The organism is Mesorhizobium huakuii, from assembly GCF_014189455.1.
Taxonomy (GTDB): Bacteria; Pseudomonadota; Alphaproteobacteria; order Rhizobiales; family Rhizobiaceae; genus Mesorhizobium; species Mesorhizobium huakuii_A.
The window spans coordinates 13,905-37,739 of sequence record NZ_CP050296.1 but is presented as its reverse complement, the minus strand read 5'-3'; the positions used below and the strand labels follow the sequence as shown (position 1 = coordinate 37,739).

The window sequence follows — 23,835 nt, the reverse complement described above, 5'->3', positions numbered from 1 at the left end:
CCTTGATACCGAACTCTGCTTCATACCGGCTCGCCAATGCCCGGCTTCATGCGTCGCTGACGCCAGGGCTCGTTGCGGCCTATGACGGGGATGGCTTTGCGCTGGCCGATCTTGCCGTCGCCGACGGCAAGATCTCCACTATCGCGGTAAGTGATCATGCCGCGATGCAACCCGGCGCCGTCGACCTTGCCGGCCGCATCGTGCTGCCCTGCTTCGTCGATTGTCACACGCATATCGACAAGGGCCATATCTGGCCGAGAAAACCGAATCCCGATGGCACCTTCATGGGCGCGCTCAACGCCGCCGGCGCCGACCGCGTCGCGCGCTGGAGCGCCGAGGACCTGGCCAAGCGCATGGATTTCTCGCTGCGCTCGGCCCACGCGCATGGCACCAGGGCGCTGCGCACCCATCTCGACAGCGTGGCGCCGCAAGAGGAAATCTCCTGGCCGGTGTTCGAAACGATGCGCGAGACCTGGCGCGGTCGCATCGAATTGCAGGGCGCCTGCCTGCTCGGCATCGAGGGCGTGCGCGACAGAAAATGGTTCGACAGGCTGGCGAAACGGGTGGCTGCCGCCAAGGGCGTGCTCGGCGTCGTCACCTATATGGTGCCGGACCTGGAAGAGCTGCTCGACCATGTCTTCGCGCAAGCGATCAAGCATGGCCTCGACCTCGATTTCCATGCCGACGAGACCGACGACATTGCTGCCATCTCGCTGAAGAAGATCGCCGAGGCGGCACTCTGGAATGGCTTCGAGGGCAAGATATTGGTCGGCCATTGCTGCTCGCTGGCGCGGCAACCCGACCTCGAGGTGCTGGACACACTCGACAAGGTGGCGAAGGCCGGGCTGGCGGTCGTGTCGCTGCCGATGTGCAATCTCTACCTGCAGGACCGGCGCGGGGACCAGACCACGCCACGCTGGCGCGGCGTGACGCTGCTGCATGAGATGAAGGCGAGGGGCATTCCGGTCGCCGTCGCGTCCGACAATACGCGTGATCCCTTCTATGCCTATGGCGATCTCGACATGCTGGAGGTCTATCGCATGGCGACGCGCATCCTGCATTTCGATCATCCGGTCGCCGATTGGCCGCAAGCGGTCACCGCGACGCCAGCCAAGGTGATGCGGCTCGATGGTTTCGGCACGCTTGCCGCCGGCGGCGATGCCGACTTCATTCTGTTCAAAGGTCGAAGCTGGACCGAATTGCTGTCGCGGCCCGAATCGGATCGCATCGTCGTGCGCGCCGGCCGCGCGATCGACCGGCAATTGCCCGACTATGCCGAACTCGACGGATTGATGGTGGAATGATGGACGTTTCGGCGCTCAAACGCGATCTCGACGGGATAAAGCTCGACGACAATCCGGCCATCGTCCAGCAGAAGAGCCGCGACTTCTACTGGTACAGCCCGGTGCTGAAACAGCAGCTCGACCATGTCACCGGCGATCTGATCGTGACGCCGAAGACCGAGGCCGAACTGATTCGCGTGCTGGCCGCCTGTCACCGGCATGGCGTGCCGGTGACGCCGCGCGGCAGCGGTACCGGCAATTACGGCCAGGCGATGCCGCTGTCGGGCGGCGTCGTGCTCAATCTGGCCGAGATGAACGAGATCAAGTCGATCGCGCCGGGGCGCGTGGTGACCGGGCCGGGCGCGGTGCTGGCCGATATCGACAAGGCAACACGCGCGCATTCCGGGCAGGAACTCAGGCTCTCGCCCTCGACCTACAACACCGCCTCGATCGGCGGCTTCATCGCCGGTGGTTCGGGCGGCGTCGGCTCGATCAATTTCGGCGGGTTGCGCGATTTCGGCAATGTGCTGCGCCTGCGCGTGGTGACGATGGAGGCCGAGCCGAAAGTGCTCGAACTCACCGGTGAGGATTTGCACAAGGTCACCCACGCCTATGGTACCAATGGCATCATCACCGAAGTCGAGATGCCGCTGACCGCGGCCTATGAGTGGGTCGACGTCATTGTCGGCTTCGATGCCTTCATCGACGCGGCGCGCTACGGCAATGCGCTGGCGTGCCAGGACGGCATCCTGACCAAGCTGATCACGCCGATCGCCGCACCGGTGCCGCAGCTTTATTTCAAGCGCCACAAGAAATTTTTCAGGGAAGGGCAAAGCATCTGCGTCGTCATGGTGGCGCAGCATGGGCTTGATGCTTTCCTCGCCTTCACCCGGCGTGCGGGCGGCGAGGTGATCTTCAATGCCTCGACCGCGACGCCAGGGGAGAAAAAGGGCCTGCCGCCGGCCTATGAGCTGGCCTGGAACCACACCACGCTGAGAGCGCTGCGCGTCGATCCCGCCATCACCTATCTGCAATCGCTCTATCCCTTTCCCAACCAGCTGGCGCTGGTCGAGAAGATGGACGCGATGTTTCCGGGCGAGGTGTTCTCGCATCTCGAATTCGTCCGGCTGGACGGCAACATCACCTGTTTCGGCCTGCCGCTGGTGAAGTTCACCACCGAGGCGCGGCTCGACGAGATCGTGCGCCTGCACGAGGAAAATGGCTGCCCGATCTTCAACCCGCACCGCTACACGCTGGAAGAGGGCGGCATGAAGCAGACCGATGCCGTGCAACTCGCCTTCAAGCGAGAGACAGATCCGCAAGGGCTGCTCAACCCCGGCAAGATGATCGCCTGGGAAAATCCGGACTACGACTACCGGTCGGGGCGAACATTCCTGTTCAAGGGGCTGCAAAAGGCAGGCTGATGAACATCCTCGTCCTCTACGCCCACCCGGTCGAGACCAGCTTCAATGCCGGCCTGCACCGGCTGATCGTCGAGCGGCTGACGGCGGCCGGCCACGCGGTCGATGACTGCGACCTCTACGCCGAGGATTTTGACCCACGGCTGATGCGCAAGGAGAGGCTGGACTATCACAACCCGCGCGGCTCCGCGGATCCGGCGGCGCCCTATGTCGAGCGCCTGTTGCGCGCCGAAGCGCTGGTGCTTTCCTATCCGGTCTGGAATTACGGCTTTCCCGCGATCCTGAAAGGCTTCTTCGACCGTGTCTTCCTGCCCGGCGTGTCGTTCAGGCTGGTCGACGGCAAGGTGCAGCCGTCGCTGCACAACATCAGGAAGGTCGCGGCCGTCACCACCTATGGCGGCAGCCGGTTCCGCGCCATTGTGATGGCTGATCCGCCGCGCAGGCTGATCAAGCGCATGCTGCGCGCCACCGTAAAGCCGGGCGCGCCGGTGACCTACCTCGCGCACTACGCGATGAACCTGTCGACCGACCAAACACGGAAGTCCTTCATGGCGAAGGTTGCCGCGAGCATGGATGCATTCTGATGCGGGTCCTCGTGGTCTATTGCCATCCGGTGCCCGAGAGCTTCTGTGCGTCGATTCGCGACACCGCAGTGGACGTGCTGAAGGCAAGGGGCTGGGAGGTGCGGTTGCTCGACCTCTATGCCGAGAAATTCGATCCGGTGATGGGCTGCGAGGAACGGCGCAGCTATAACAACCAGGCGCCGCAGGATCCGGCGCTGAAGCCGCATTTCGAACTGCTCAACTGGGCCGAAGCGATACTGTTCGTCTATCCGACCTGGTGGTACGGGCTGCCGGCGATGCTGAAGGGCTGGCTCGACCGCGTGTGGGCGACGGACGTCGCCTTCAAGCTGCCGGCGGGCAAGGGGCGGATCAAATCGCTGATGACGCATGTCAGCAAGGTCGGCGTCATCACCACCTGCGGCGCGCCGACCTGGTGGAGCGTCGTCGTCGGCCAGCCCGGACGCAAGACCTTGCTGCGCGGCATGCGAGCCCTGTGCGCGAGACGCTGCAAGACGTTCTTCCTGGCGCATTATTTGATGGATGCCTCGACGCCGGCAACGCGGGCGGCGTTTCTGGCAAAGGTGCGGACGAAGCTGGCAAGGTTTTGAGGGATGCGCGAAGGATCTCTGTCTTGTTGGAGTAAGTGCTTGAGATCCTTCAATCTTTTCAAGTCGCGCTTCGTCGCGCACCCCTCATCCGTCTCGGCGCTGCGCGCCGATCCACCTTCTCCCACAAGGGGAGAAGGAAGAGGGAGCTACATCTTCACCCTTTCCGCCTTCGGATCATACATCGGCTTCAGCGATGCCTCCGCCGCAAACCGCTCGCCGGCGATTTCGATCTCGTAGGACGAAGCCAGCACATCCGCCTCGCTCTCACCCTGGCAGGGCACATAGCCCAGCCCGATGGCACCGCCGAGATGGTGGCCGTAATTGCCTGAGGTGATCGGGCCGATGATCTTGCCGTCGCGCAGGATCGCTTCATTGTGGAAGAGCAGGGGCTGCGGGTCTTTCAGCCGGAACTGCACCAGCCGGCGGTTCAACCCGGCGTCCTTCTTCTTCAAGACCGCATCGCGGCCGAGAAAATCGCCCTTGGCTGTCTTCACCGCGAAGCCAAGGCCGGCTTCCAGCACGTTATCCTCGTCGGTGATGTCGTGTCCGAAATGGCGGAAAGCCTTTTCGATGCGGCAGGAATCCAGCGTGTGCAGGCCGCAGAGTTTCAGGCCGACATCGGTGCCGGCCTCGTCGATCGCCTCGAAGACATGGGCAGCCTGGTCGGTCGAGACATAGAGCTCCCAGCCGAGTTCGCCGACATAGGTGACGCGGTGGGCGCGGGCCAGCCCCATTCCGATCTCGATCTCCTGGAAGGTGCCGAATGGGTTGTTCTCATTGGAGAAGTCGTTGGGGCTGACTTTTTGTATCAGCTTTCGCGCATCCGGGCCCATCAGGCAGAGCACGCTTTCAGCCACAGTCACATCGGTGATGACGACGAACGCCTCGCCGACATGCCGCCGCAGCCAGGCGAGGTCGCGCTGCAGCGTGGCACCCGGCACGACGAGGAAGTAGGCCGTATCCGACAGGCGCGAGACGGTGAGATCGCTTTCGATGCCGCCGCGCTGGTTGAGCATTTGCGTGTAGACGATCTTGCCCGGCGCCACGTCCATGTCATTGGCGCACAGTTTTTGCAGGAAGGCACAGGCATCGCGGCCCTCGACACGGATCTTGCCGAACGAGGTCATATCGAACAGGCCGACCTTGTTGCGGACGGCCAGGTGCTCCTCGCGCTGGTTGTCGAACCAGTTCTGCCGCTTCCAGGAATAACGGTATTCGCGCTCCTGACCCTCGCGGGCGAACCAGTTGGCGCGCTCCCAGCCGGCGACTTCGCCGAACACGGCGCCGCGCGCTTTCAAATGCTCATGCAAAGGCGAGCGGCGGACGTTGCGGGATGTCGTCATCTGGCGATAGGGGAAATGGTCGGCATAGAGCAGGCCGAGCGTCTCGGAGACGCGCTCCTTGAGATAGCGGCGGTTCTTCTGGAACGGCTGGGCGCGGCGGATGTCGACTTCCCACAGATCGAACGGCGCTTCGCCGTCGTTGATCCATTGCGCCAGCGCCATGCCGGCGCCGCCGGAGGAGACGATGCCGATCGAATTGTAGCCGGTCGCCATCCAGTAGCCGGACAATTCCGGCGCCTCGCCGAGATAGTAGCGGTCGTCGGGCGTAAAACTCTCGGGGCCGTTGAAGAAGGTGTGGATGCCGGCGGTGGCCAGCATCGGCATGCGGTTGACACCCATTTCGAGGATCGGCTCGAAATGGTCCATGTCCTCGGGCAACTGGTCGAAGCAGAAATCCTCGCGGATGCCGTCCATGCCCCATGGCTTGGCCACCGGCTCGAAGGCGCCGAGCATCATCTTGCCGGCGTCTTCCTTGTAGTAGGCGCACTCGTCCGGCACGCGCAGCACCGGCAGGCGGGAGAGGCCGGGGATCGGCTCGGTGACGAGATAGAAATGCTCGCAGGCGTGTAGCGGGATGGTGACGCCGTTCTGCGCGCCGAGTTCGCGCGCCCACATGCCGGCGCAGTTGACGACGATGTCGGCTTCGATGGTGCCTTGGTCCTCGCCCTGTGCCCAGGACACGCCGGTGACGCGGCCGGCTTTGGTATGGACCTTCGTCACCTTCACATTCTCGACGATGGTGGCGCCGCGCTGACGCGCGCCCTTGGCCAGCGCCATGGCGATGTTGGCGGGATCGCACTGGCCGTCGAGCGGCAGGTGGACGGCGCCGACGACGTCGGACACGTTGAGATGCGGGTACATCTCTTTGACTTCATTGGGAGAAATCTCGCGCACATCGACATCGAAGGCGCGGGCGAGCGACGCCTGCCGGTAGATCTCGTGCTTGCGCTCCTCGGTCAACGCGACGGTGATCGAGCCGACCTGGCGCATGCCGGTGCCGACTTCGGTCTCGGCTTCCAGCTTGACGTAGAGGTCGGCCGAATATTTCGCCAGCCGCGTCATGTTCTGCGAGCCGCGCAGCTGGCCGATCAGGCCGGCGGCATGCCATGTCGTGCCCGAGGTCAGCTGCTTGCGTTCCAGGAGCACAATGTCGGTCCAACCGAGCTTGGCCAGATGATAGGCGACCGAACAGCCGGAGACGCCGCCACCGATGATCACGGCGCGGGCCTTGGTGGGGATGGTCTTGGTCATGCGGCCTCGCGGCGATAGCTGGAAGCAAAACGGCGCAGCCGCAGTGCTGCTTCTTGGAGAATCGGCTCCGGCTGGCAGAGGCTGATGCGGATGTGGCCGGCGGCGGCTTCGCCGAAGCTGGAGCCGGGCATCACGCCGACATTCTCCTTGTCGAGGAAGGCGAAGGCGAATTTCTCGTCGTCAGGTTCGACCTCGGATATGTCGAGCATCACATACATGCCGCCTTCGGAGCCGCGCACGCTGACATCGTTCATGCCGCGCACGGCATCGAGGAAGATGGTACGGCGCGCCGCGTAGCGCTCGGCGATGTCCTTCACGCCGTAATGGTTCTCAAGCGCCTCCGCGCAGGCGACCGAGATGAAGGCCGGCAGGCCGTAGGTGGTCACAAGGTTGAGATTGATCAGCAGCGTGATCATCGCTTCAGGACCGGTCAGCCAGCCCATGCGCCAGCCGGTCATGCCATGGCTCTTGGACATGGAATTGATGACCAGCGTGCGCTCGGCCATGCCGGGCAGCGAACGCGGCGAGACGTGCTCGCCGCCGCCCAGCGTCCAGTAGACCTCGTCCGAGAGCAGCCAGAGGTCGTGCTCGCGGCAGATTTCGGCCAGCTGTTCCAGCCGCTCGCGCGAATAGACCGCACCTGTCGGGTTGTTCGGCGTGTTGATCAGGATGGCACGTGTGTTGGGCTTGAGTGCCGCGCGGATCATGTCGACGTGCGGCTGGAAACCATCCTCGGCCGGCGTCTCGACGACGGTGAAACTGGCGCCGGCGGCGCTGAACGTGTTGGGATAGGTGGCGTAGTAAGGGGCAATGACGATGGCGTGGTCGCCCTGGTCGAGAACTGCCTGCACGGCCGCGTAAAGTGCCGCCTGGCCGCCTGGCGTGGCGATGACCTGGTCAGGCGTCGTCTCGACGCCGGTACAGGCGCTGGAGGCTGCCGCCATCGCCTGGCGCAGGCGCGGCAGGCCGGGCAACGGCGTGTAGTGGTGGTTGCTGCCGCGGACCGCGGCCACGCAGGCCTCGATCGTTTGCGACGGCGTGTCGAAATCATGGTCGCCGACCGACAGCATGATGATGTCCTCGCCGGCTGCCTTGCGGGCCCAGGCGGCGGAATGGACTTCCCAGCCATCCTTGCCCGAAGGCACGATGCCGGAAATGCGCGACGATGGTCTAGGCATGCAAAACTCCCGAAATTTCGTAACCATCCTGCTGCAGTCGGTCGCGCAGCGCGGCAATGTGCGGCGGTCCGACTTCGCAACAGCCGCCGACGATGTCGGCACCTGCCTCCACCCAACCGATCGCCTGCTCGGCATAGGCGTCCGGGCCGAGGTCGTGGCGGGCGTGCAGCACATCGACGGTACCGCCGTGCTTGAGCGCCTCAGTGGAGGTGAAGCCATTGGCATAGGCGCCGACCGGGCCGCCGAGATCGATCAGTTCAGGCAAGGCGGCGGCGATCGCTTCCGGCCGGCAGCAGTTGAGCAGCCGCGCCGCTATCGGCAGGCCATCGAGCGCGCTGGCCGCGGCGGCGATTGTTTCGCCGCTGCGCAGCCGCGGTGCGCCATGATCGGCGAGCGTCCACGACACCCAGACCGGCTTGCCGCTTTCCGAGGCGGCGGTGACGGCAGCGCGCGCCTCATTGGCCGAGGCCATGGTCTCGCACAGGAAGAGATCGACGCCATCCGCCTGCTCAGCAACGATGCGGCGGTAGATGTCGAGCGTCTCCTTGTAGGAAATGATCAGCGCCGGGGCGTAGCTGCCGAAAAGCGGTGACAGGCAGCCGGCGACCGCTGCGTCGCCGGCTTCGTCGCGAGCCTGCCTGGCCAGCTCGATGCCGCGCCTCTGCAGCGGCTTGAACAGCTCCTCGGCGCCCTCGCGCGCCAGGCGCTCAGGTGTCGCCGAATAGGTGTTGATGGTGATGACGCGCGCGCCGGCGCGGATGAATTCCGCGTGGAGGTCACGCACCAGATCGGGTTCGTCGATCAGCACCCTGGCCGACCACAATGGCGTCGGCTCGGATTTGCTGCGGCGGACCAGTTCCTGGCCCATGCCACCATCGGTGAGGATGACATTCTTCATGCGCGCAGCCTTTCGTTTCTGGGATCCCAGAGCGGCTCATCCTTCTGCACCACCGCCTGGAAACGGTCGCCGAAGATTTCGACCTCGACTGAGGTGCCGGGCTCGGTCAAATCCATCCGCAGCATGCCGAGCGCGATGGACTTGTCGACGCGATGGCCCCAGCCGCCTGAGGTGGTCTCGCCGACGATCTGGCCGCCATGCCACAGCGTCGACATGTAGGGCGCATCGCAATCGCCGGGGTTCTCGACCACCAGCGTGACGAAACGCTTCTTCACGCCTTGCTGCTTTTCGTTCTGAAGTGCGGCCTTGCCGCGGAAGTCGGGCTTCTCCCATTTGACGAAGCGCTCCAGCCCGCCCTGCAGGATGGAATAGTCGGTCGACAGATCGCCCTTCCAGGTGCGGTAGCCTTTTTCCAGCCTGAGCGAATCCAGCGCATACATACCGAACGGCTTCAGCCCGTGCTTCTGACCGGCCGCCCAGATGGCGTCGAAGATGGCGGCGGTGTCGCCGACCTTGGTGTGGATTTCCCAGCCGAGTTCGCCGGCGAAGGACACGCGCACCAGCTTCGCCCAGCGGCCGGCGATCTTCGTTTCCTGATGTGTCAGCCAGGGCAGAGTGAGGTCGGCGTCGCAGACATCGGCGAGGATTTTCCGCGAGTTGGGGCCGGCCAGGATCTGGGTGGAATAGTCCTCTGTGCGGTCGGTCAGCGTAAAGGCCGCATCCCTGGGCATGCGCGATTTCAGCCATTCGAAATCGTGCCATTGCGCGACCGCCGCGGTGATCAGCGTCATCTGATCCTCGCTGTGGCGCACGACGGACATTTCGGTGACGATGCGGCCCTTGTCGTCGGCGAAGTAGACCAAGCCGATGCGGCCGGGCTTCGGCACCAATCCGGTGACCTGCAGGCTCAGCCATTCGGCGGCGCCGGGGCCCTCCAGGTTGAAGCGTGAGAAGCCGGGCAGGTCGAGTATGCCGGCGGCGTCGCGCACGGCCAGGCACTCCTCGCGCACGCGATGCTGCCAGGGCCCGTCGCGGCGGAAGGTCAGCGTGGCTTCCTCGGAAATGTCGTCGCCGTCTTTCGCGTACCAGGTGGCGCGCTCCCAGCCATTATAGGCATCGAAGCGGCCGCCGAACGCCTTGATGCGATCGTGGATCGGCGACAGTTTCCGGTCGCGCCCCTCCGGCCATGCGTGGCGTGGGAACTGGATGGCGTATTCATTGCCGTAGATTTCCAGACCCTTGGCGACGCAATAGTCCGGCGCCGAGGCAAAGGACGTGAAGCGGCGCGGATCGCAGGACCACATGTCCCATTCCGTCTGGCCTTGCGTCACCCATTCGGCCAGCACCTTGCCGGCGCCGCCGCCTTGCGCAATGCCGAAGGTGAAGACGCAGGCCTCGAAGGCATTGGGCACGCCAGGCATCGGCCCGATCAGCGGATTGCCGTCCGGCGCATAGGGGATCGGGCCATTGATGACCTTGGACAGACCGGCGGTGCCCAGGATCGGCACGCGGGCGACGGCGTCGGCCAGGTAATGTTCCAGCCGGTCGAGATCGTCGGGGAAGAGCTGGAAGGAAAAATCCTCCGGCATCGGATCGCCAGGGGTGGCCCAATGGGCGCGGCAATTGCGCTCATAGGGGCCGAGATTCATGCCGGCCTTTTCCTGGCGCAGATAATAGGACGTATCGACATCGCGCAGCAGCGGCAGTTTCTTGCCCTGTTCCTTCGACCAGGCGGCGAGTTCGGGGATTTCCTCGAACAGGATGTATTGGTGACTCATCACCATCATCGGCACTTCGCGGCCGAACATCCTGCCGACCTCGGCGGCACGGTAACCGGCGGCATTGACGACGATTTCGCAGCGGATCTCGCCCTGCGGCGTGGCCACCACCCATTCGTCCTTCTCGCGGCGCACGCCTGACACAGGACAGAAGCGGATGATCTTGGCGCCCAAATCGCGCGCGCCCTTGGCCAGCGCCTGGGTCAACTGCGCCGGATCGATGTCGCCGTCGCTCGGGTCATAGAGCGCGCCCTTCAGGTCGTGCGTCTCGATGAAGGGATAGCGCAGCTTGATCTCGTCGACGCCGACCACGTCGATGTCCATGCCCTGGTAGCGGCCCATACCCTTGGCACGCTGGAATTCCTGCATCCGCTCCCAGGAGTGGGCGAGACGCAGCGAGCCGGTGACGTGATAGTTCATGGGATAGTCGACCGCGTCGGCGAGGCCCCGGTAGAGCTCGGTCGAATAGCGCTGCATGTTCATCAGCGACCAGGACGAGGAGAAGGTCGGCACATTGCCGGCGGCATGCCAGGTCGAGCCTGAGGTCAGCTCGTTCTTTTCCAAGAGCACGCAGTCGGTCCAGCCCGCTTTGGCAAGATGATAGAGCGAGGAGGTGCCGACAACGCCACCTCCGATGATCACCACGCGCGCCGTGCTCGGCAAACCCGCCATGTTGTTCTCCCAAGTCTTATTTCAATAAACCGGTGGCGAAACCACCCAGATGACAACCGCCGGCTCGGTGCCTGGATTGCGCCAGCGATAGGGCTTGCCTTCGAAGCGGAAGGAATCACCTTCGCCGAGCCGGTGCCAGATACCAGCTATCTCGATCTCGAAAATGCCCGAGGCGAGATAGCCGGCTTCCTCGGTCGGCCGCAGCTGCTGGGTCTTCATCTCCGCGCCCGGCGCGAAGATCGAGCGCACCATCTCGAAGCTACCACCGAGATCGGGCGACAGGAGTTCTTCCACCAGGCCGGATTCGCTGGTGCCAAGCGTGCGGCGCCTGCCGGCCCGCACCACCACGCCGCGCTCGCTCTCGACCGGTACGTCATGGCTGAAGAACAGGCTGATCGGCACGCCGAACAGCTCGGCGAAGGCCCTGAGATCGCTGAGCGACGGCGTCGACAGGCCGCGTTCGACCTGGCTGACCCAGCCGACCGAGCGGCCGAGTTTCAGGGCGATCTCGGCGAGCGTCAGCCCGCGTGCCCGGCGCAGCGCCCTGATATCGCTGGCCAGCACGCGTTCGTCAGGTCCCTGCAATGTTCGCGGGGTAGTGGAAGGCAGGACGCTCATTTCATGAAAATTTCCATCCGAATTTCATGAGAGATCAAGCTCATGAAAAAATCAAGTAGATTTTCACCAATGCTCAAGATTTGCTTGCAGGATTTTGACGGTTCATGCAAAGGCTCGGCCGCGAGCGGCGAGTGGGGACGTCCGATCGACACAAAGGCTAAGGGACGGCCCATGTTGGAAAAGAAGGCTCGAATCGCGGATGAGGCCGAGATCGTCGACGAGGCGATCCTGTCGCGCCGTTCGGTGCGCGCGTTTCTGCCCGACATGATCGACGACGACACCATCCGCGACATTCTGGCCGTTGCGGCACGCGCGCCGTCTGGCACCAACATGCAGCCATGGCGGGTCTACGTCACCAAGGGCGAGACCAAGCAACAGATATCGGATGCTATCCTGAATTCCGGTATCCGCGCCGAAAAGGCTGACTGGGACGAGTATCGCTACTATCCCACCCAGTTCTTCGAGCCTTATCTTACGCGCCGCCGTGCCAACGGTTTCGGCCTCTATGGTGCGCTTGGCATTGGCCGCCGCGAGGTCGACAAGATGCGTGCCCAGCATGACCGCAACTTCGTCTTCTTCGACGCGCCGATCGGCATGATCTTCACCATCGATCGCCGCCTCAACCAGGGCTCGTGGATCGACTACGGCATGTTCCTGCAGAACATCATGGTCGCGGCGCGGGGCAGGGGCCTGCACACCTGCCCGCAGGCCGCCTTCGCGCCCTATCACCGGCAGATCCGGCCGGTGCTCAACATTCCCGATGAGGAGATCGTCGTCTGCGGCATGGCACTCGGCTATGAGGACACGTCCAAGCCGGAAAACGCCTTCCGCACCGACCGCGTGCCGCTGGAAGAGTGGGTGACGTTCAGCGAATAGGCGGCATGCCTTATTCGGTATTCATCTGCAGGCCGTGCCCGCTGACATGGGCGCCGTCCTGCGGCGTCAGCTTGAGGTAGGCAAGCAGCGCGCAGAGCGTGATGACGCCCTCGACCGCGAACAGGATGCGGAAATCATTGGTCACGGCAGGCCCGCCGCCGGCCAGGAACGACAGCATCGCTGCCGCCAGCCCGACACTGACCGCCACCGCGAGCTGCCAGAGTATGTAATAGAGGGCGCTGAAGCGGGCGAGCTGTTCGGGGGCGATGTCGGAATAGGCGAGGTTACCGGTCGACGCCCATTGTATGGAGCGAAAGACGCCGAAAGCAAAGATATAGCCAAGCACGATCCAGACCGGCGTCGTCGCCTGCATCAAGGCGAAGCCGGCAACCATGGCGGCCACGAACGGCGTGTTGAAGACCAGCACGCGGCGGAAGCCGAACCGGTTGAGGACGCGCGGCATGAAGAAACGCATGATCACCGAGCCGAGCGCAGCAACGAAGGTCAGCGATCCCGCCTGCACCGCACTCATGCCGAAACCGAGCTGGAACATCAGCGGCAGCAGGAAGGCGACGGAGCTGAGGCCGATCGTGTCCAGCCCGCCGCCGGTGAGGAACGAGATGCGGAAGGTGCGGATGCGCAGGAGCTTGAGGTCGAGTAGGGGATTGGGCACGCGCAGGCAGTAGAGCGAGGCGATCGACAGGATGATGACCGCCAGCGCCAGCTCACCGGCGATCATGCCGGCGGCGGCGTCTTTGGCTGCAAGCGAGTCCATGCCGAACACCAGCAGGATCATGCCGCTGCCGACCAGCAGGAAGCCTGGAAAATCGAAGCGTGTGCGCACGGGCTTGGTCACGGTCGGAAACAGTGAGGCGGCAAGGATCGCAGCCGCCAGAGCGAACGGCACATTGATGAAGAAGATCCAGCGCCAGGAAATGTAGGTGGTCAGCGCGCCGCCGACGAGTGGCCCGACCAGCGGTCCGGTCTGGCTGGCCACCGAAATATACATATTGATCTTCAGCGTCCGGTTGCGCGGGAAGCTCGACAGGATGACGACCTGGCCGAGCGTGCCCATCAGCGCGCCGCCAAATCCCTGCAGCGCGCGGGCGCCGACCAGCGTCCAGATGTTGTCGGACAGTCCGCACAGCGCCGACGAGCCGGCGAACACCAGCAAGGCAAAGCAGTAGACGTTGCGCAGGCCGAAGCGGTCGGCGGCCCAGCCGCCGAGCGGCATAGAGATGATCAGGCTGGCGACATAGACGGTGATCAGAAGGCCGAGCTGGCTCGGCGGTCGGGCGAGGCTTTCACCGATGCCGGGCAGCGCCGTCACCACGACATTCTGGTCGAGGCTGGTCATGAACACGCCACAGGCGACCGTCAGCGGCAGCAGAAGCAAGGCTCTGGCCGACACATCGGCGCGATCCGGTGCGCCGGCGGATAGTTCTGCGGTCATGGGGATGTTCGAACCAAACGAATGTGCCGAGTCTGAGACGGGATTTTTATCCCTTGGGCCGATTGGGCGGCCACGTTTTTCCACCATGGCCGTCCACGGCGCGATTCTCTAGCGGCAGAACCGGCCGGCATTGAGGCCAGAAGCGGCGGCGAAATGGGCTATGCCGCCACTGCCTTATTGTACTTCGTAGCCGACTTCCTCGCTGGCATGGCAGAGAGCCTTCCAGAACGAACGCGCGAAGGAGCGGAAGACGTAGATGTCGAACTGGTCGGCGCCAGTACGCTGGATCTGGGCGAAGACGTCGTGGTGAGCGGTCGAACGGCCGGCGCCGACCGGGAAGGCCGTAAGCGCGAAGTCGATGGCAAAGAATTTCGCCAGAATCCATTCGGCCTTCGGCCCGGCGATGCGGATGGCGGTGCGGCCATGCGACAGGTCCGTCACCGTGCCAATAGAAGGCGTCACCGCCTTGGCAAAAGCCGCGGCTAGCCGTTCGGCCTCGTCGGCGACAGTGAATTTTCCCGGCGCGAAGCCGAACACTGACTTAACGCCATCGCTCAGGCCACCGCCGGCGCCATCGGGCAGGGCAAGCCCGGTGACGGCGCGGATGGCAGCGATCAGCGTCTTCTCTTCACCCGGCCAGGCGGCGAGCTGCACGATCGAGCCCGGCCGCGTCTCGGTCAGGAGGATCTCGACGCCATGCTCGAAATTGCCATGCGAGCCGACATGAAACTCCGGCTCAAGCGGGGATTGGCGCTCAACCATGCATGCGGGTCCCTTCAGGATCGTAGAAATGGTTGGAGACGATCTCGACCGGCCCGAAGCGGTTGCGCAAGGGATCGGAGACATGGGCGCGCGTGCCGTGCCTGGCCTTGCCGCCCTCGACCAGTGCCAGCGCAATATGTTTGCCGAGCGCCGGCGAATAGCAGCAGGCGGTGATATGGCCGATCGAGCCGTGCGGATTGGCCTCGTCCAACGCTTCGACAATGTGCGCGCCGCCATTGAGCGGCCGGTTGTCGAGTGCGATCAGGCCGACCAGTTCGAGCCGATCGGACGCGATCAGGCCTTCGCGATCCATCATCGCCGAGCCGATGAAAGGCTTTTTCTTCGACAGCATCCAGTCGAGATGCAGGTCGCGCGCCGTGGTGCGGCCGTCGATCTCGGCGCCAGTGACATGGCCCTTCTCGATGCGCATCGTGCCCAGCGCCTCGAGCCCGTAGGTGACCAACCCGAACGGCTTGCCGGCTTCGATCAAGGCTTCCCAGACATGGGTGCCATGGCCGGCGCCTGAATAGACCTCGAAGGCCATTTCGCCGGAGAAGGACAGCCGGCAAATCATCACCGGCACGCCTGATATCTCGCCACGCACGATGCCCATGAAGGGCAAGGTCGCATTGTCGACAGCGGTGCCCGTGACGCAGGCGGCAAGGATTGCCCGCGCTTTCGGTCCGCCAATCGCGGCGCCCGCCCATTCGTCGGTCACCGAGGTGACGTGGACTTTCAGCTCCGGCCAGATCACGTCGAGGAAATATTCCAGATGCTGCATCACCTTGCCGGCATTGGCCGTGGTGGTGGTCATCAGGAAATCCTGTTCGCCGAGCCGCCAGGTGGTGCCGTCGTCGAAGGCAAAGCCGTCCTCGCGCAGCATCAGCCCATAGCGCGCCTTGCCGACGGCCAACGTCGAAAACATGTTGGTGTAGACGCGGTCGAGGAAGGTAGCGGCGTCGGGGCCCTGCACGGCGATCTTGCCCAGCGTCGAGACATCGACGATCCCGGCACTTTCGCGCGTCGCCCTGGCTTCGCGCACATAGGCCTGCTCGATCGTTTCGCCTGAAAGTCCGTAGATCATCGGCCGGTACCAGAGGCCGGCGGAATACATGGTCGCGCCATTGGCGAGGTGCCAGTCATGCATCGGCGTCAGCCGCTCGGGCTTCAGGTCGTCAAAGCGCTCTGCCGCCAGCGAGCCGATCGATACCGGCGCGAAGGGCGGCCGGAAGCGCGTCGTGCCGACTTCGGGGATCGGCTTGCCGAGCGCCTCGGCCATGATGGCAAGGCCGGGAACGTTGGAGCTCTTGCCCTGGTCGGTCGCCATGCCGAGTGTGGTGTAGCGCTTCAGGTGCTCGACTGAGACAAAGCCTTCGCGATGCGCCAGCCGCACGTCTTCGGCGGTCACGTCGTGCTGGAAGTCGACAAAGCTCTTGCCCTTGGCCCTGATCTCGAAGACAGGCGCCGGATCGGGGTCACCGGGTAGAGCTTCGACCGTGGGCAATGCCGCCGGCGTGCTCGTTCCACCTGCGGCAGCAAGACCGGCGGCCCGGCCTTCGGCGATCGCCTCGGCGGTGGAAAAGCTGCCGGTAAAGGCACCGGCGCCGATCCACTGCTGCGTCGGCTTCGGCGGCAGGAAAGCCTGGCGCGCGGCATTCCATTCCGCTTTGGCGCCGGCCTGGCTGGCCAGATGGATGGTCGGCGACCAGCCGCCCGACATCAGCAGGCAGTCGGCATGGATGCTTCGTTCATCGCCGCTGAGCGCGCCGGTGACCATGTCGAAACGCTGGACCTTGATGCCGGAGACCGCCTTGCCGCCTTCTGTGGCGACGACGGCATGGCCGGCAAGGATCTCGGCCTCGGCTTCCGTCGCCAGCTTGCGCATCTCGGCTGAAAGCTCGGACCGGACGTCGGCGATGGCGACGATCGCGGCGCCCGCCTTCTTCAAGGCAACGGCCGCGCGATAGGCGCTGTCATTGTTGGTGAACAGCGCGATCCGCTCGCCCGACAGCACGCCGAATTCGTTGACGTATCGCTCGGCGGCATGTGCCAGCATCACGCCCGGCCTGTCATTGCCCGGGAAAACCAGGGGCCGTTCGAAGGCGCCGGTGGCCAGCACCACGGATCTGGCGCGGATCGCCCAGTAGCGGTGGCGCGGTTCGCCCTTGGCGGGTTGCTCCTTGTGGTCGCTGACCCGTTCGAGTGCTGCAAGTGTGTTGTTGTCGTAATAACCCCAGACCGTGGTGCGTGGCAGAAGCCGGACATTGTCGCGGCCTTCGAGCTGAGTGACGGTGCGTCGCGCCCATTCGGCGGCGGGTGCGCCATCGATGGTTTCACCGGACCAGTTGGTCGAGCCGCCGAAACGCGGTTCGAGATCGGCCAGCATGACGCGCGCGCCCTGATCGGCGGCGGCCTTGGCGGCCATCAGGCCGGCGGGGCCGGAGCCAACCACCAGCACGTCGCAAAAGGCATTCATACGCTCGTAGCGGGCGGGGTCTTTTGCCGATCCGGCGCTGCCGAGACCGGCGGCGCGGCGGATGAAGTGCTCGCAGAACATCCAGAAGCGCGTGCCCTTCAGCGGACCGATCACCGGCCCCATGAAGGTCTTGTAGTAGAAGCCGGCGGACAGGATCTTGCCGCCAAGCTGGTTGACGGCGTTGACGTCCCAGGCCAGCGACGGAAAGCGGTTCTGGCTGACGGCGACCAGCCCGTCATGGATCTCGACCATGGTCGCCGCAATGTTGGGCTCGCGCACCTCGCCCTTCAGCACCGTCACCAGCGCATTCGGCTCCTCGACACCCGCGGTCAGCAGGCCGCGCGGACGGTGGTATTTGAACGAGCGCCCGAAAAGCGTGACGCCCTTGGCCAGCAGGGCGGAGGCCAGCGTGTCACCGGCATGGCCGGTATAGGCAACGCCGTCGAAGGTGAAGCGGATCGTTTTCAGCCGGTCGATGCGGCCGCCAGTGTCGGTGCGGCGCGGGCTCATGGCTTGTCCTCCGCCTTGCGGCGCGCGGTCGAGCCATGATCGCCGCTCGCGAAAGCGACGCTCGAAATCTCGTGCGTCAGCGTGTTGCGCACGACGCGCAAATGCGCGCGGCAGCCGCCGGAATGCTGCCATATCTCATTGTGGTCGCCGGCTGGATTCAGCCGGTCATAGACATAGGCGTTCCATGCCTCGAAATTCTGCGAGGCGGGGTCGGGACGTTCGCGGTTGCCGTCACCCTGATAGGTGAACTCGATGACGTCGCGCGGGCCGCAATAGGGGCAAGTGATCAGCACAGGATGTTTCCTAATGAAGCCGCGGGTTCGCGCCCTGGCCCTTGTCGTCGATGACGAGGCCGCGGTGGAAGCGGTCGAGGGTGAACGGCGCGTTGAAATCGTGCGGCTCATCCTTGGCAATGGTCCAGGCAAAGGTCCAGCCGGAGGCCGGCGTCGCCTTGAAGCCGCCATAGCACCAGCCACAGTTGAGATACATGCCGGGCAGGGGGCCGGTGGTAATGATCGGCGAGCCGTCCATCGACATGTCGCACACTCCGCCCCAGGATCGCAGCATGCGCACGCGCGCAAGGCCCGGGAACAGCGCCAGCATCTCGCTCATCACCTCGTCGACGATGGGCAGGTTGCCGCGCTGGGCGTAGCTGTTATAGCCGTCGATGTCGCCGCCATAGACAAGGCCGCCCTTGTCGGACTGCGACATGTAGAAATGCCCCATGCCGAAGGTCACGACCGTGTCGATAAAGGGCTTTAGCGATTCCGTCACGAAGGCCTGCAGCACATGGCTCTCGATCGGCATCGTTTCGATGCCGGCGAGCCGCATGACGCGGCCGGTGCTGCCGGCCACCGCCACTGCCACCTTCCTGGCCCTAATATCGCCGCGTGATGTGGTGACGCCGGTGACGCGGTCGCCGTCGCGCAGGAAGCCGGTGACCTCGCAATTCTCGATGATGTCGACGCCGCGCCGGTCGGCGCCGCGCGCATAGCCCCAGGCCACCGCGTCGTGGCGGGCGGTGCCGGCGCGCCGCTGCATCAGGCCACCGACCACCGGAAAGCGTGCGTCGCTGGAAATATCGAGCGCCGGGATCAGGCGCTTGATCTGCGCCGGCGTCATCAATTCGGCATCGACGCCGAGATGGCGCATGGCGTTGCCGCGCCTTGCATAGTCGTCAAACTGGGCCGGTGTGTGCGCCAGGTTCAGGCAGCCGCGCTGCGAGAACATGACATTGTAGTTGAGCTCGTGCGACAGGCCCTCCCACATCTTCATCGAATGTTCGTAGAAGCGGGTGTTGGCGGGCAGCAGATAGTTCGAGCGCACGGCCGTGGTGTTGCGGCCGACATTGCCGGAGCCGAGCCAGCCCTTCTCGAGCACCGCCACATTGGTGATGCCGTGTTCCTTGGCGAGATAATAGGCGGTCGCCAGCCCGTGGCCGCCGCCACCGATGATGATGACATCATAGGAAGCCTTTGGGTCCGGCTTACGCCAGGCCGGCTTCCAGTCCTTGTTTCCCTTGAGCGCGTTCGCGAGCAGCGAAAAGGCCGAGTACTCTGCCATCATTGTCATCCGGTTCGGGCGATGCGGCAGACTATAGAGCAGGCCGCATCCGCAAAGCCAATATTGCGCCATGGCCTTTCGACTGGCCGACGCCGCGATGCGACGGCTTGCCCCATGATATGGCCGTCTTTATCAAGGACAGGCTTTTTGAATGTCTTTGCCGCCGGTGAGTCGCCCACAAATCATGCTTTTTCGATTGCTTCGCCTCATCCTGGTCCTCGCGCTGGTTATTTCGGCGCCGCCTTCGTTCGAGGCGATGGCGCAGGCGCTTGGCCAGGGCTCCGCCGGCTTGATCACCGATCAGCAGAAAGTCATCCAGGGCCTGACGGCCAAGACGGACGATCTCGAGAAGAAAATACAGCAGGACGGTGAGGACGATGCCTCGCTCGTGGATATTCGTCTGCAGCTGGAGGATCTGTCGCGGGCGGCACTGACCAGTGCGCTGGCGTTCCGTTCGCGGCTTACCGACATCAACAACCGCATCGAGGTGCTCGGTCCACCGCCGGCGGCGGGTCAGCCGCAGGAGCCCGACATCGTAACCGGCGAGCGCCAGGCGCTGGCGTCGGAAAAGGCCGAGATCAACGCCGTCGTCGCCGCCGCGCAAAACCTGTCGATCCGTATCAGCGGATTGATCGACAAGATCGGCAACATGCGCAGCGCGCTGTTCCGCAACCTTTTGACCAAGCGCTACGTGCTGTCCGATGCGTTGAGCCCGCAGGTCTTCTCCGACGCCCATGAGGAATACGCCAACTTTTATAAAGCGGTGTCGTCCTGGCTGACCTTCGCCTTCAAGTTCAAGTTCCAGGCGATCCTGGCGGCAACCTTCGTGGCGCTCGGGCTGGCGCTGGTGCTGCTGGTCGGCGGCAGGCGCCTGTTCGGGCGCGTGTTCGAGGCCGACCCTTCCAACGAAGACCCATCCTATCTCAGTCGCTTGTCGGTGGCCTTCTGGTCTACCTTGCTGCCGACGCTGGCAGTCGGTTCGTTTCTCGGCTCGACCATCTTCTTTTTCAATTATTACAATGTGTTGCGCGGCGACATTGGTCTGTTCCTCAATGCACTGGCAACTGCCATCGGCGTGATATTCTGCGTCAACCGGCTGACCAATGCGGCGCTTGAGCCGCGGCTGCCGAACTGGCGCCTCATCCCGGTCGAAACCGGGCCGGCGCGCTGGCTGGTGCGCCTGTCCACCGCCATGGCGGTCGTCATCAGCGTCAACACCTTCCTGTCTGTCGTCAACGACAAGATGGGTTCGCCGCTGTCGCTGACCATCGCGCGCAGTTTCGTCGCCACCATTGTCGTCGGCATCATCCTGATCCTGATGGCGATGCTGCGGCCCTTCAAGGCACGCGACGGAAGCTGGCGGCCGTGGCCGGCATGGCTGCGCTATCTGGCGCTGGCGCTTGGCCTGTTCACCATCATCGCCGCCTTGCTCGGCTATATCGGCCTTGCCCTGTTCGTTTCGCTACAGGTCGTGGTCACCGGCACGGCGCTGATCACCGCCTATATCGGCTTCCTGTCGGCGCAGGCGATCGGCGAGGAGGGGGCTTTCGCCAACACCACTGTCGGGCGCTGGCTGTCGACCAATTCCAGCTACGAGGACACGGCACTAGACCAGCTCGGCCTGGTCGTTAGTGTTGCCATCAACCTATTGATCGTGCTGGTTTTCCTGCCGCTGATCCTGTTGATGTGGGGGTTCCAGCCCGGCGACATCCAGGCATGGGCCTACAAGCTGGCGACCGGGGTCAATATCGGTTCGGTGACGATTTCGGTCACCGGTATCTTGTCCGGCATCGTCGTCTTCATCATCGGCTATTTCCTGACCCGCTGGTTCCAGGGTTGGCTCGACGGCTCCGTGATGGCGCGCGGCAAGGTCGATACCGGGGTGCGCAACTCGATCCGGCTCGCGGTCGGCTATGCCGGCGTGGCGCTGGCGGGGCTGGTCGGCATCTCGGCGGCGGGTATCGATCTCTCCAGCCTGGCACTGGTGGCCGGTGCGCTTTCCCTCGGTATCGGTTTCGGCCTGCAGAATGTGGTGTCGAATTTCGTCTCCGGCCTGATCCTTTTGGCCGAGCGGCCGTTCAAGGTCGGCGACTGGATCGTCGCCGGCGACGTCAGCGGCACGGTCAAGAAGATCAGCGTGCGCGCCACCGAGATCGAGACTTTCCAGCGGCAGTCGGTGATCCTGCCCAATTCGAACCTGATCAACAACGCCGTCGGCAACTGGACGCATCGCAACAAGCTCGGCCGCATCGACATCAAGGTCGGCGTCGCCTATGGCAGCGACGTCAAGCAGGTTCACGCCATCCTGCTGGAGATCGCACGCGGCCACCCGATGGTGCTGAAGAACCCCGAACCTTTCGTGCTGTTTTCCAATTTTGGACCTGCGGCGCTCGAATTCGAGATCCGTGTGTTCCTGGCCGATGTGATGAACGGCAACATCGTGCAGAACGATGTCCGCTTTGCCGTGCTGGAAAAATTCAGCGACCAGCACATCGAGATCCCCTCCACGCCGCGCGCCGTCATCGAGACCAAACATGCGAAGGCCTGGCCGACCGACGACGACAAGATCGAGGCCGACTTTGCCGAACAGGAGCAGGCCAAGGCGGACGCCGCGGCCGAGGCGAAAAAGCTCGCCAAATCGGGGCGAAAGGTGCGCAAGCCCGATCCCGATTAGGTTTGTTCGCGGTTCTCGATCAGCGCCGACAATGCCGCGCGCAGATCGGTCTTGCCGCGCCTGATCTCGCCGACGCCGTGTTCGGCATCTATGCGGCCGGCATTGTGGGCGTCGAACATCGCGGCGACCAGTTCGGCGTAACTCGTGCTGATGCCACCGCCAACGAGGGCCGGAACCCAGTCCTGCCTCGGCAATTCGCGGGCGACGATCTCGCGGTCGGCAACCTCGCCAAGCGTCCGCGCCACATCGGTTGCGCTGTAACGATCAGGCCCCTCGGCATGGACCAAGCGAAGCGCGTCGCCGCCGCCCGAAAGGAGGAGATCAGCCGCCATCAGGCCGACGTCGCCGGCCGATACGGTCGGGAAGGACTTTGATACGGGATGATGCAGGCTCGGCAGCACGCCGGTCTCAATCGCCCGGCCAGCCAGGCGGTTCCAGTTTTGCATGTGCTCGGCGGAACGCAGCACCGTCAGCGCCGCCGGGATTGTCTTCAGCTGCGATTCCAGAGGATGGAATGTGAGCGTGATGCCGGTGCCGGCGGCAAGCTGGGCGCCATAGTCCGAGATTGCCAGAATGCTTTGCGGCCGGCTCTGATCCAGTGCGGTGACGATGGACCGGATGGTGGATTCCATCTCCGCCGACGCGTCATCGGCGCGGAAGCCGGTGGGACAGATGACCTGAACAGCGGTGGCGCCCTTTGTCGCCCGCGCCAATGCCGGCGCATCGCGCAGATCGGCGATTTCTGTTTCGCAACCAAGCGAACGGAACTCTTCGGCATGGGACGGGTTTCGCACTATGGCCCTGACCGGAACGTTATGCTGACGCAGCGCACCGATGGTGGCCCGTCCAATCTTTCCGGCAGCGCCCAACACAACAAACATGTCCTGTACCCTTCAATCTGACCAATGGGATGTCAGGAATGCCGGATGGGCGGGCTTGGGTCGCCCAGATATAGACGGCGCAAGACAAAAACGGATGATTGGCTGCGAAAGCCAAAGGCCGGCGAAAATGCCGAACCGCTGGCTATCGCTGCATGCGGATCAGCGCGGCCGGTGTGACACCGAGGATGCGCTTCATGCTTTGCGCCATGTGACTCTGATGCGCGAAACCGGCCTCGAGCGCGATCTGGCTGAGCGGCATCTTCCCCTGATGCAGCAAGGTCCTGGCCCGCTCGACCCGGCGATGGATGACGTATTGGTGGGGCGGCATGCCGAACGTGCGGCGAAACAGCACCTTCAGATGCGAGACGCTGATGGCCGCCACCTGGGCCAATTCATCCAGCGAAAGATCCTGGTCGAGATTGGCTTCGATGAAATCGGCCAGCCTGCGCTTCTGACCGAAAGAAAGCGTTTGCTTGGCTGGGGCTTCCGGCTTTGACCCAGCACCCTGGATGATCTGCACCGCCAGCGCCCTGGCCAGGCTTTCGAAATACAGCCGATCCGATGGCACATCCGGTTTCAAACCGGTCGCCAGCGCATGGGCGATGTGTTCGATCCTGGGATCGCGGTGCCGGAACCGCGGATTGACGACGAACCTGTCCGGATCGATTTCGAGATCCTCGGCAGCACGTCGGACCAGTGCGGGACTGACCCACAGCCTCAGGATGGTGCAGTCCGCGTCATCCTCCCAGTCGCCATCGAGGCCGGCGGGCACGATATCGATGTCGCCGTCCGACTGGACCCGGCGGTGATGTTTTCCATCGCAATGGCACGACGCGTTGACCGGCGCTCCGACGTGGATTCCAAGCCGATGGTTGACGGATGCGGGCACATAGTGGGTCAGCCCCGCGCGTAATCCTTCGCGACTCAACCCCAACGCCGATCGTTTCCAGCCAATTGTCGTGCATGGTCATTTCTTCGCGTTCGCCGCCTTCGACATCATATCGTGCCGGTTCGCGAAATTAACAGG

At 64.0% G+C, this 23,835-nt stretch carries 18 protein-coding genes; 6 read left to right on the top strand and 12 right to left on the bottom strand.

Annotated features, from left to right (window positions below; translation table 11 throughout):
* The first annotated feature begins 2 nt into the window (after positions 1-2).
* Genes HB778_RS00160 through HB778_RS00145 form a run of 4 tightly spaced genes read left to right on the top strand, consistent with a single transcriptional unit; the run spans position 3 to position 3,875 of the window.
* Positions 3-1,304: a cytosine deaminase gene (locus HB778_RS00160; protein WP_183460496.1), complete on the top strand. Its 1,302-nt coding sequence runs from the start codon at positions 3-5 to the stop codon at positions 1,302-1,304.
* A complete protein-coding gene (locus tag HB778_RS00155; protein WP_183464949.1) occupies positions 1,304-2,707 on the top strand; it encodes an FAD-binding oxidoreductase in 1,404 nt (467 codons plus the stop codon). Before HB778_RS00160 ends, HB778_RS00155 begins: the two co-directional genes overlap by 1 nt.
* On the top strand, positions 2,707-3,288 hold the full coding sequence (locus HB778_RS00150) for an NAD(P)H-dependent oxidoreductase (protein ID WP_183460494.1): 582 nt from the start codon (positions 2,707-2,709) through the stop codon (positions 3,286-3,288). Before HB778_RS00155 ends, HB778_RS00150 begins: the two co-directional genes overlap by 1 nt.
* On the top strand, positions 3,288-3,875 hold the full coding sequence (locus HB778_RS00145) for an NAD(P)H-dependent oxidoreductase (protein ID WP_183460492.1): 588 nt from the start codon (positions 3,288-3,290) through the stop codon (positions 3,873-3,875). The genes HB778_RS00150 and HB778_RS00145 overlap by 1 nt, the downstream gene beginning before the upstream one ends.
* A gap of 146 nt (positions 3,876-4,021) precedes the next feature.
* Here HB778_RS00145 and HB778_RS00140 read toward each other — a convergent pair whose 3' ends face one another.
* Genes HB778_RS00140 through HB778_RS00120 form a run of 5 tightly spaced genes read right to left on the bottom strand, consistent with a single transcriptional unit; the run spans position 4,022 to position 11,613 of the window.
* On the bottom strand, positions 4,022-6,469 hold the full coding sequence (locus HB778_RS00140; RefSeq protein WP_183460489.1) for a GcvT family protein: 2,448 nt from the start codon (positions 6,467-6,469) through the stop codon (positions 4,022-4,024).
* The gene (locus HB778_RS00135) at positions 6,466-7,647 is read right to left on the bottom strand and encodes a pyridoxal phosphate-dependent aminotransferase (RefSeq protein WP_183460486.1); all 1,182 of its coding nucleotides are present in this window, start codon (positions 7,645-7,647) and stop codon (positions 6,466-6,468) included. Before HB778_RS00135 ends, HB778_RS00140 begins: the two co-directional genes overlap by 4 nt.
* Positions 7,640-8,545, bottom strand: coding sequence for a homocysteine S-methyltransferase family protein (locus tag HB778_RS00130; protein WP_183460484.1), 906 nt, complete (start codon positions 8,543-8,545; stop codon positions 7,640-7,642). The genes HB778_RS00135 and HB778_RS00130 overlap by 8 nt, the downstream gene beginning before the upstream one ends.
* Entirely contained in the window at positions 8,542-10,995 is a 2,454-nt protein-coding gene (locus tag HB778_RS00125) for a GcvT family protein (RefSeq protein ID WP_183460482.1), read from the bottom strand. Before HB778_RS00125 ends, HB778_RS00130 begins: the two co-directional genes overlap by 4 nt.
* A 21-nt stretch (positions 10,996-11,016) precedes the next feature.
* The gene (locus tag HB778_RS00120) at positions 11,017-11,613 is read right to left on the bottom strand and encodes a helix-turn-helix domain-containing protein (protein ID WP_183460479.1); all 597 of its coding nucleotides are present in this window, start codon (positions 11,611-11,613) and stop codon (positions 11,017-11,019) included.
* A gap of 171 nt (positions 11,614-11,784) precedes the next feature.
* Between HB778_RS00120 and HB778_RS00115 the strand changes: the two genes are divergently transcribed.
* Entirely contained in the window at positions 11,785-12,489 is a 705-nt protein-coding gene (locus tag HB778_RS00115) for a nitroreductase (protein WP_183460477.1), read from the top strand.
* A 10-nt stretch (positions 12,490-12,499) separates the two neighbouring features.
* Here the strand turns inward: HB778_RS00115 and HB778_RS00110 are convergent, their stop codons facing one another.
* The 5 genes from HB778_RS00110 to HB778_RS00090 all read right to left on the bottom strand — a co-directional run bounded on the left by HB778_RS00110 (position 12,500) and on the right by HB778_RS00090 (position 19,253).
* Positions 12,500-13,942, bottom strand: coding sequence for an MFS transporter (locus HB778_RS00110; RefSeq protein WP_183460475.1), 1,443 nt, complete (start codon positions 13,940-13,942; stop codon positions 12,500-12,502).
* Between the two features lie 174 nt (positions 13,943-14,116).
* Positions 14,117-14,704 carry a sarcosine oxidase subunit gamma gene (locus tag HB778_RS00105; RefSeq protein WP_183460472.1) on the bottom strand — a complete coding sequence of 196 codons (588 nt, stop codon included), beginning with the start codon at positions 14,702-14,704 and terminating at the stop codon, positions 14,117-14,119.
* Positions 14,697-17,690 carry a sarcosine oxidase subunit alpha gene (locus HB778_RS00100; protein WP_183460470.1) on the bottom strand — a complete coding sequence of 998 codons (2,994 nt, stop codon included), beginning with the start codon at positions 17,688-17,690 and terminating at the stop codon, positions 14,697-14,699. Before HB778_RS00100 ends, HB778_RS00105 begins: the two co-directional genes overlap by 8 nt.
* The gene (locus HB778_RS00095) at positions 17,687-17,983 is read right to left on the bottom strand and encodes a sarcosine oxidase subunit delta (protein ID WP_183460468.1); all 297 of its coding nucleotides are present in this window, start codon (positions 17,981-17,983) and stop codon (positions 17,687-17,689) included. The genes HB778_RS00100 and HB778_RS00095 overlap by 4 nt, the downstream gene beginning before the upstream one ends.
* A gap of 10 nt (positions 17,984-17,993) precedes the next feature.
* The gene (locus tag HB778_RS00090; protein WP_183460465.1) at positions 17,994-19,253 is read right to left on the bottom strand and encodes a sarcosine oxidase subunit beta; all 1,260 of its coding nucleotides are present in this window, start codon (positions 19,251-19,253) and stop codon (positions 17,994-17,996) included.
* 184 nt (positions 19,254-19,437) lie between these two features.
* Between HB778_RS00090 and HB778_RS00085 the strand changes: the two genes are divergently transcribed.
* Complete coding sequence (locus HB778_RS00085) at positions 19,438-21,927, top strand: mechanosensitive ion channel family protein (protein ID WP_183460462.1); 2,490 nt, start codon at positions 19,438-19,440, stop codon at positions 21,925-21,927.
* On the opposite strand, the gene HB778_RS00080 is transcribed toward HB778_RS00085, so the two are convergent.
* Positions 21,924-22,808 (bottom strand): NAD(P)H-binding protein, encoded by an 885-nt coding sequence (locus HB778_RS00080; protein ID WP_183460460.1) that lies wholly within the window; start codon positions 22,806-22,808, stop codon positions 21,924-21,926. The two genes, HB778_RS00085 and HB778_RS00080, sit on opposite strands and share 4 nt — an antisense overlap.
* A gap of 142 nt (positions 22,809-22,950) precedes the next feature.
* Positions 22,951-23,736: an AraC family transcriptional regulator gene (locus HB778_RS00075; protein ID WP_244661752.1), complete on the bottom strand. Its 786-nt coding sequence runs from the start codon at positions 23,734-23,736 to the stop codon at positions 22,951-22,953.
* Between the last annotated feature and the right edge of the window lie 99 nt (positions 23,737-23,835).

What these genes read in the sequence shown, in the direction of transcription:
- HB778_RS00080 (WP_183460460.1), bottom strand. Translation starts at nt 22,808, where the DNA reads ATGTTTGTTGTGTTGGGCGCTGCCGGAAAGATTGGACGGGCCACCATC.
- HB778_RS00140 (WP_183460489.1), bottom strand. Translation starts at nt 6,469, where the DNA reads ATGACCAAGACCATCCCCACCAAGGCCCGCGCCGTGATCATCGGTGGC.
- HB778_RS00135 (WP_183460486.1), bottom strand. Translation starts at nt 7,647, where the DNA reads ATGCCTAGACCATCGTCGCGCATTTCCGGCATCGTGCCTTCGGGCAAG.
- HB778_RS00155 (WP_183464949.1), top strand. Translation starts at nt 1,304, where the DNA reads ATGGACGTTTCGGCGCTCAAACGCGATCTCGACGGGATAAAGCTCGAC.
- HB778_RS00145 (WP_183460492.1), top strand. Translation starts at nt 3,288, where the DNA reads ATGCGGGTCCTCGTGGTCTATTGCCATCCGGTGCCCGAGAGCTTCTGT.
- HB778_RS00085 (WP_183460462.1), top strand. Translation starts at nt 19,438, where the DNA reads ATGCTTTTTCGATTGCTTCGCCTCATCCTGGTCCTCGCGCTGGTTATT.
- HB778_RS00115 (WP_183460477.1), top strand. Translation starts at nt 11,785, where the DNA reads ATGTTGGAAAAGAAGGCTCGAATCGCGGATGAGGCCGAGATCGTCGAC.
- HB778_RS00100 (WP_183460470.1), bottom strand. Translation starts at nt 17,690, where the DNA reads ATGAGCCCGCGCCGCACCGACACTGGCGGCCGCATCGACCGGCTGAAA.
- HB778_RS00090 (WP_183460465.1), bottom strand. Translation starts at nt 19,253, where the DNA reads ATGGCAGAGTACTCGGCCTTTTCGCTGCTCGCGAACGCGCTCAAGGGA.
- HB778_RS00105 (WP_183460472.1), bottom strand. Translation starts at nt 14,704, where the DNA reads ATGGTTGAGCGCCAATCCCCGCTTGAGCCGGAGTTTCATGTCGGCTCG.
- HB778_RS00125 (WP_183460482.1), bottom strand. Translation starts at nt 10,995, where the DNA reads ATGGCGGGTTTGCCGAGCACGGCGCGCGTGGTGATCATCGGAGGTGGC.
- HB778_RS00150 (WP_183460494.1), top strand. Translation starts at nt 2,707, where the DNA reads ATGAACATCCTCGTCCTCTACGCCCACCCGGTCGAGACCAGCTTCAAT.
- HB778_RS00110 (WP_183460475.1), bottom strand. Translation starts at nt 13,942, where the DNA reads ATGACCGCAGAACTATCCGCCGGCGCACCGGATCGCGCCGATGTGTCG.
- HB778_RS00120 (WP_183460479.1), bottom strand. Translation starts at nt 11,613, where the DNA reads ATGAGCGTCCTGCCTTCCACTACCCCGCGAACATTGCAGGGACCTGAC.
- HB778_RS00130 (WP_183460484.1), bottom strand. Translation starts at nt 8,545, where the DNA reads ATGAAGAATGTCATCCTCACCGATGGTGGCATGGGCCAGGAACTGGTC.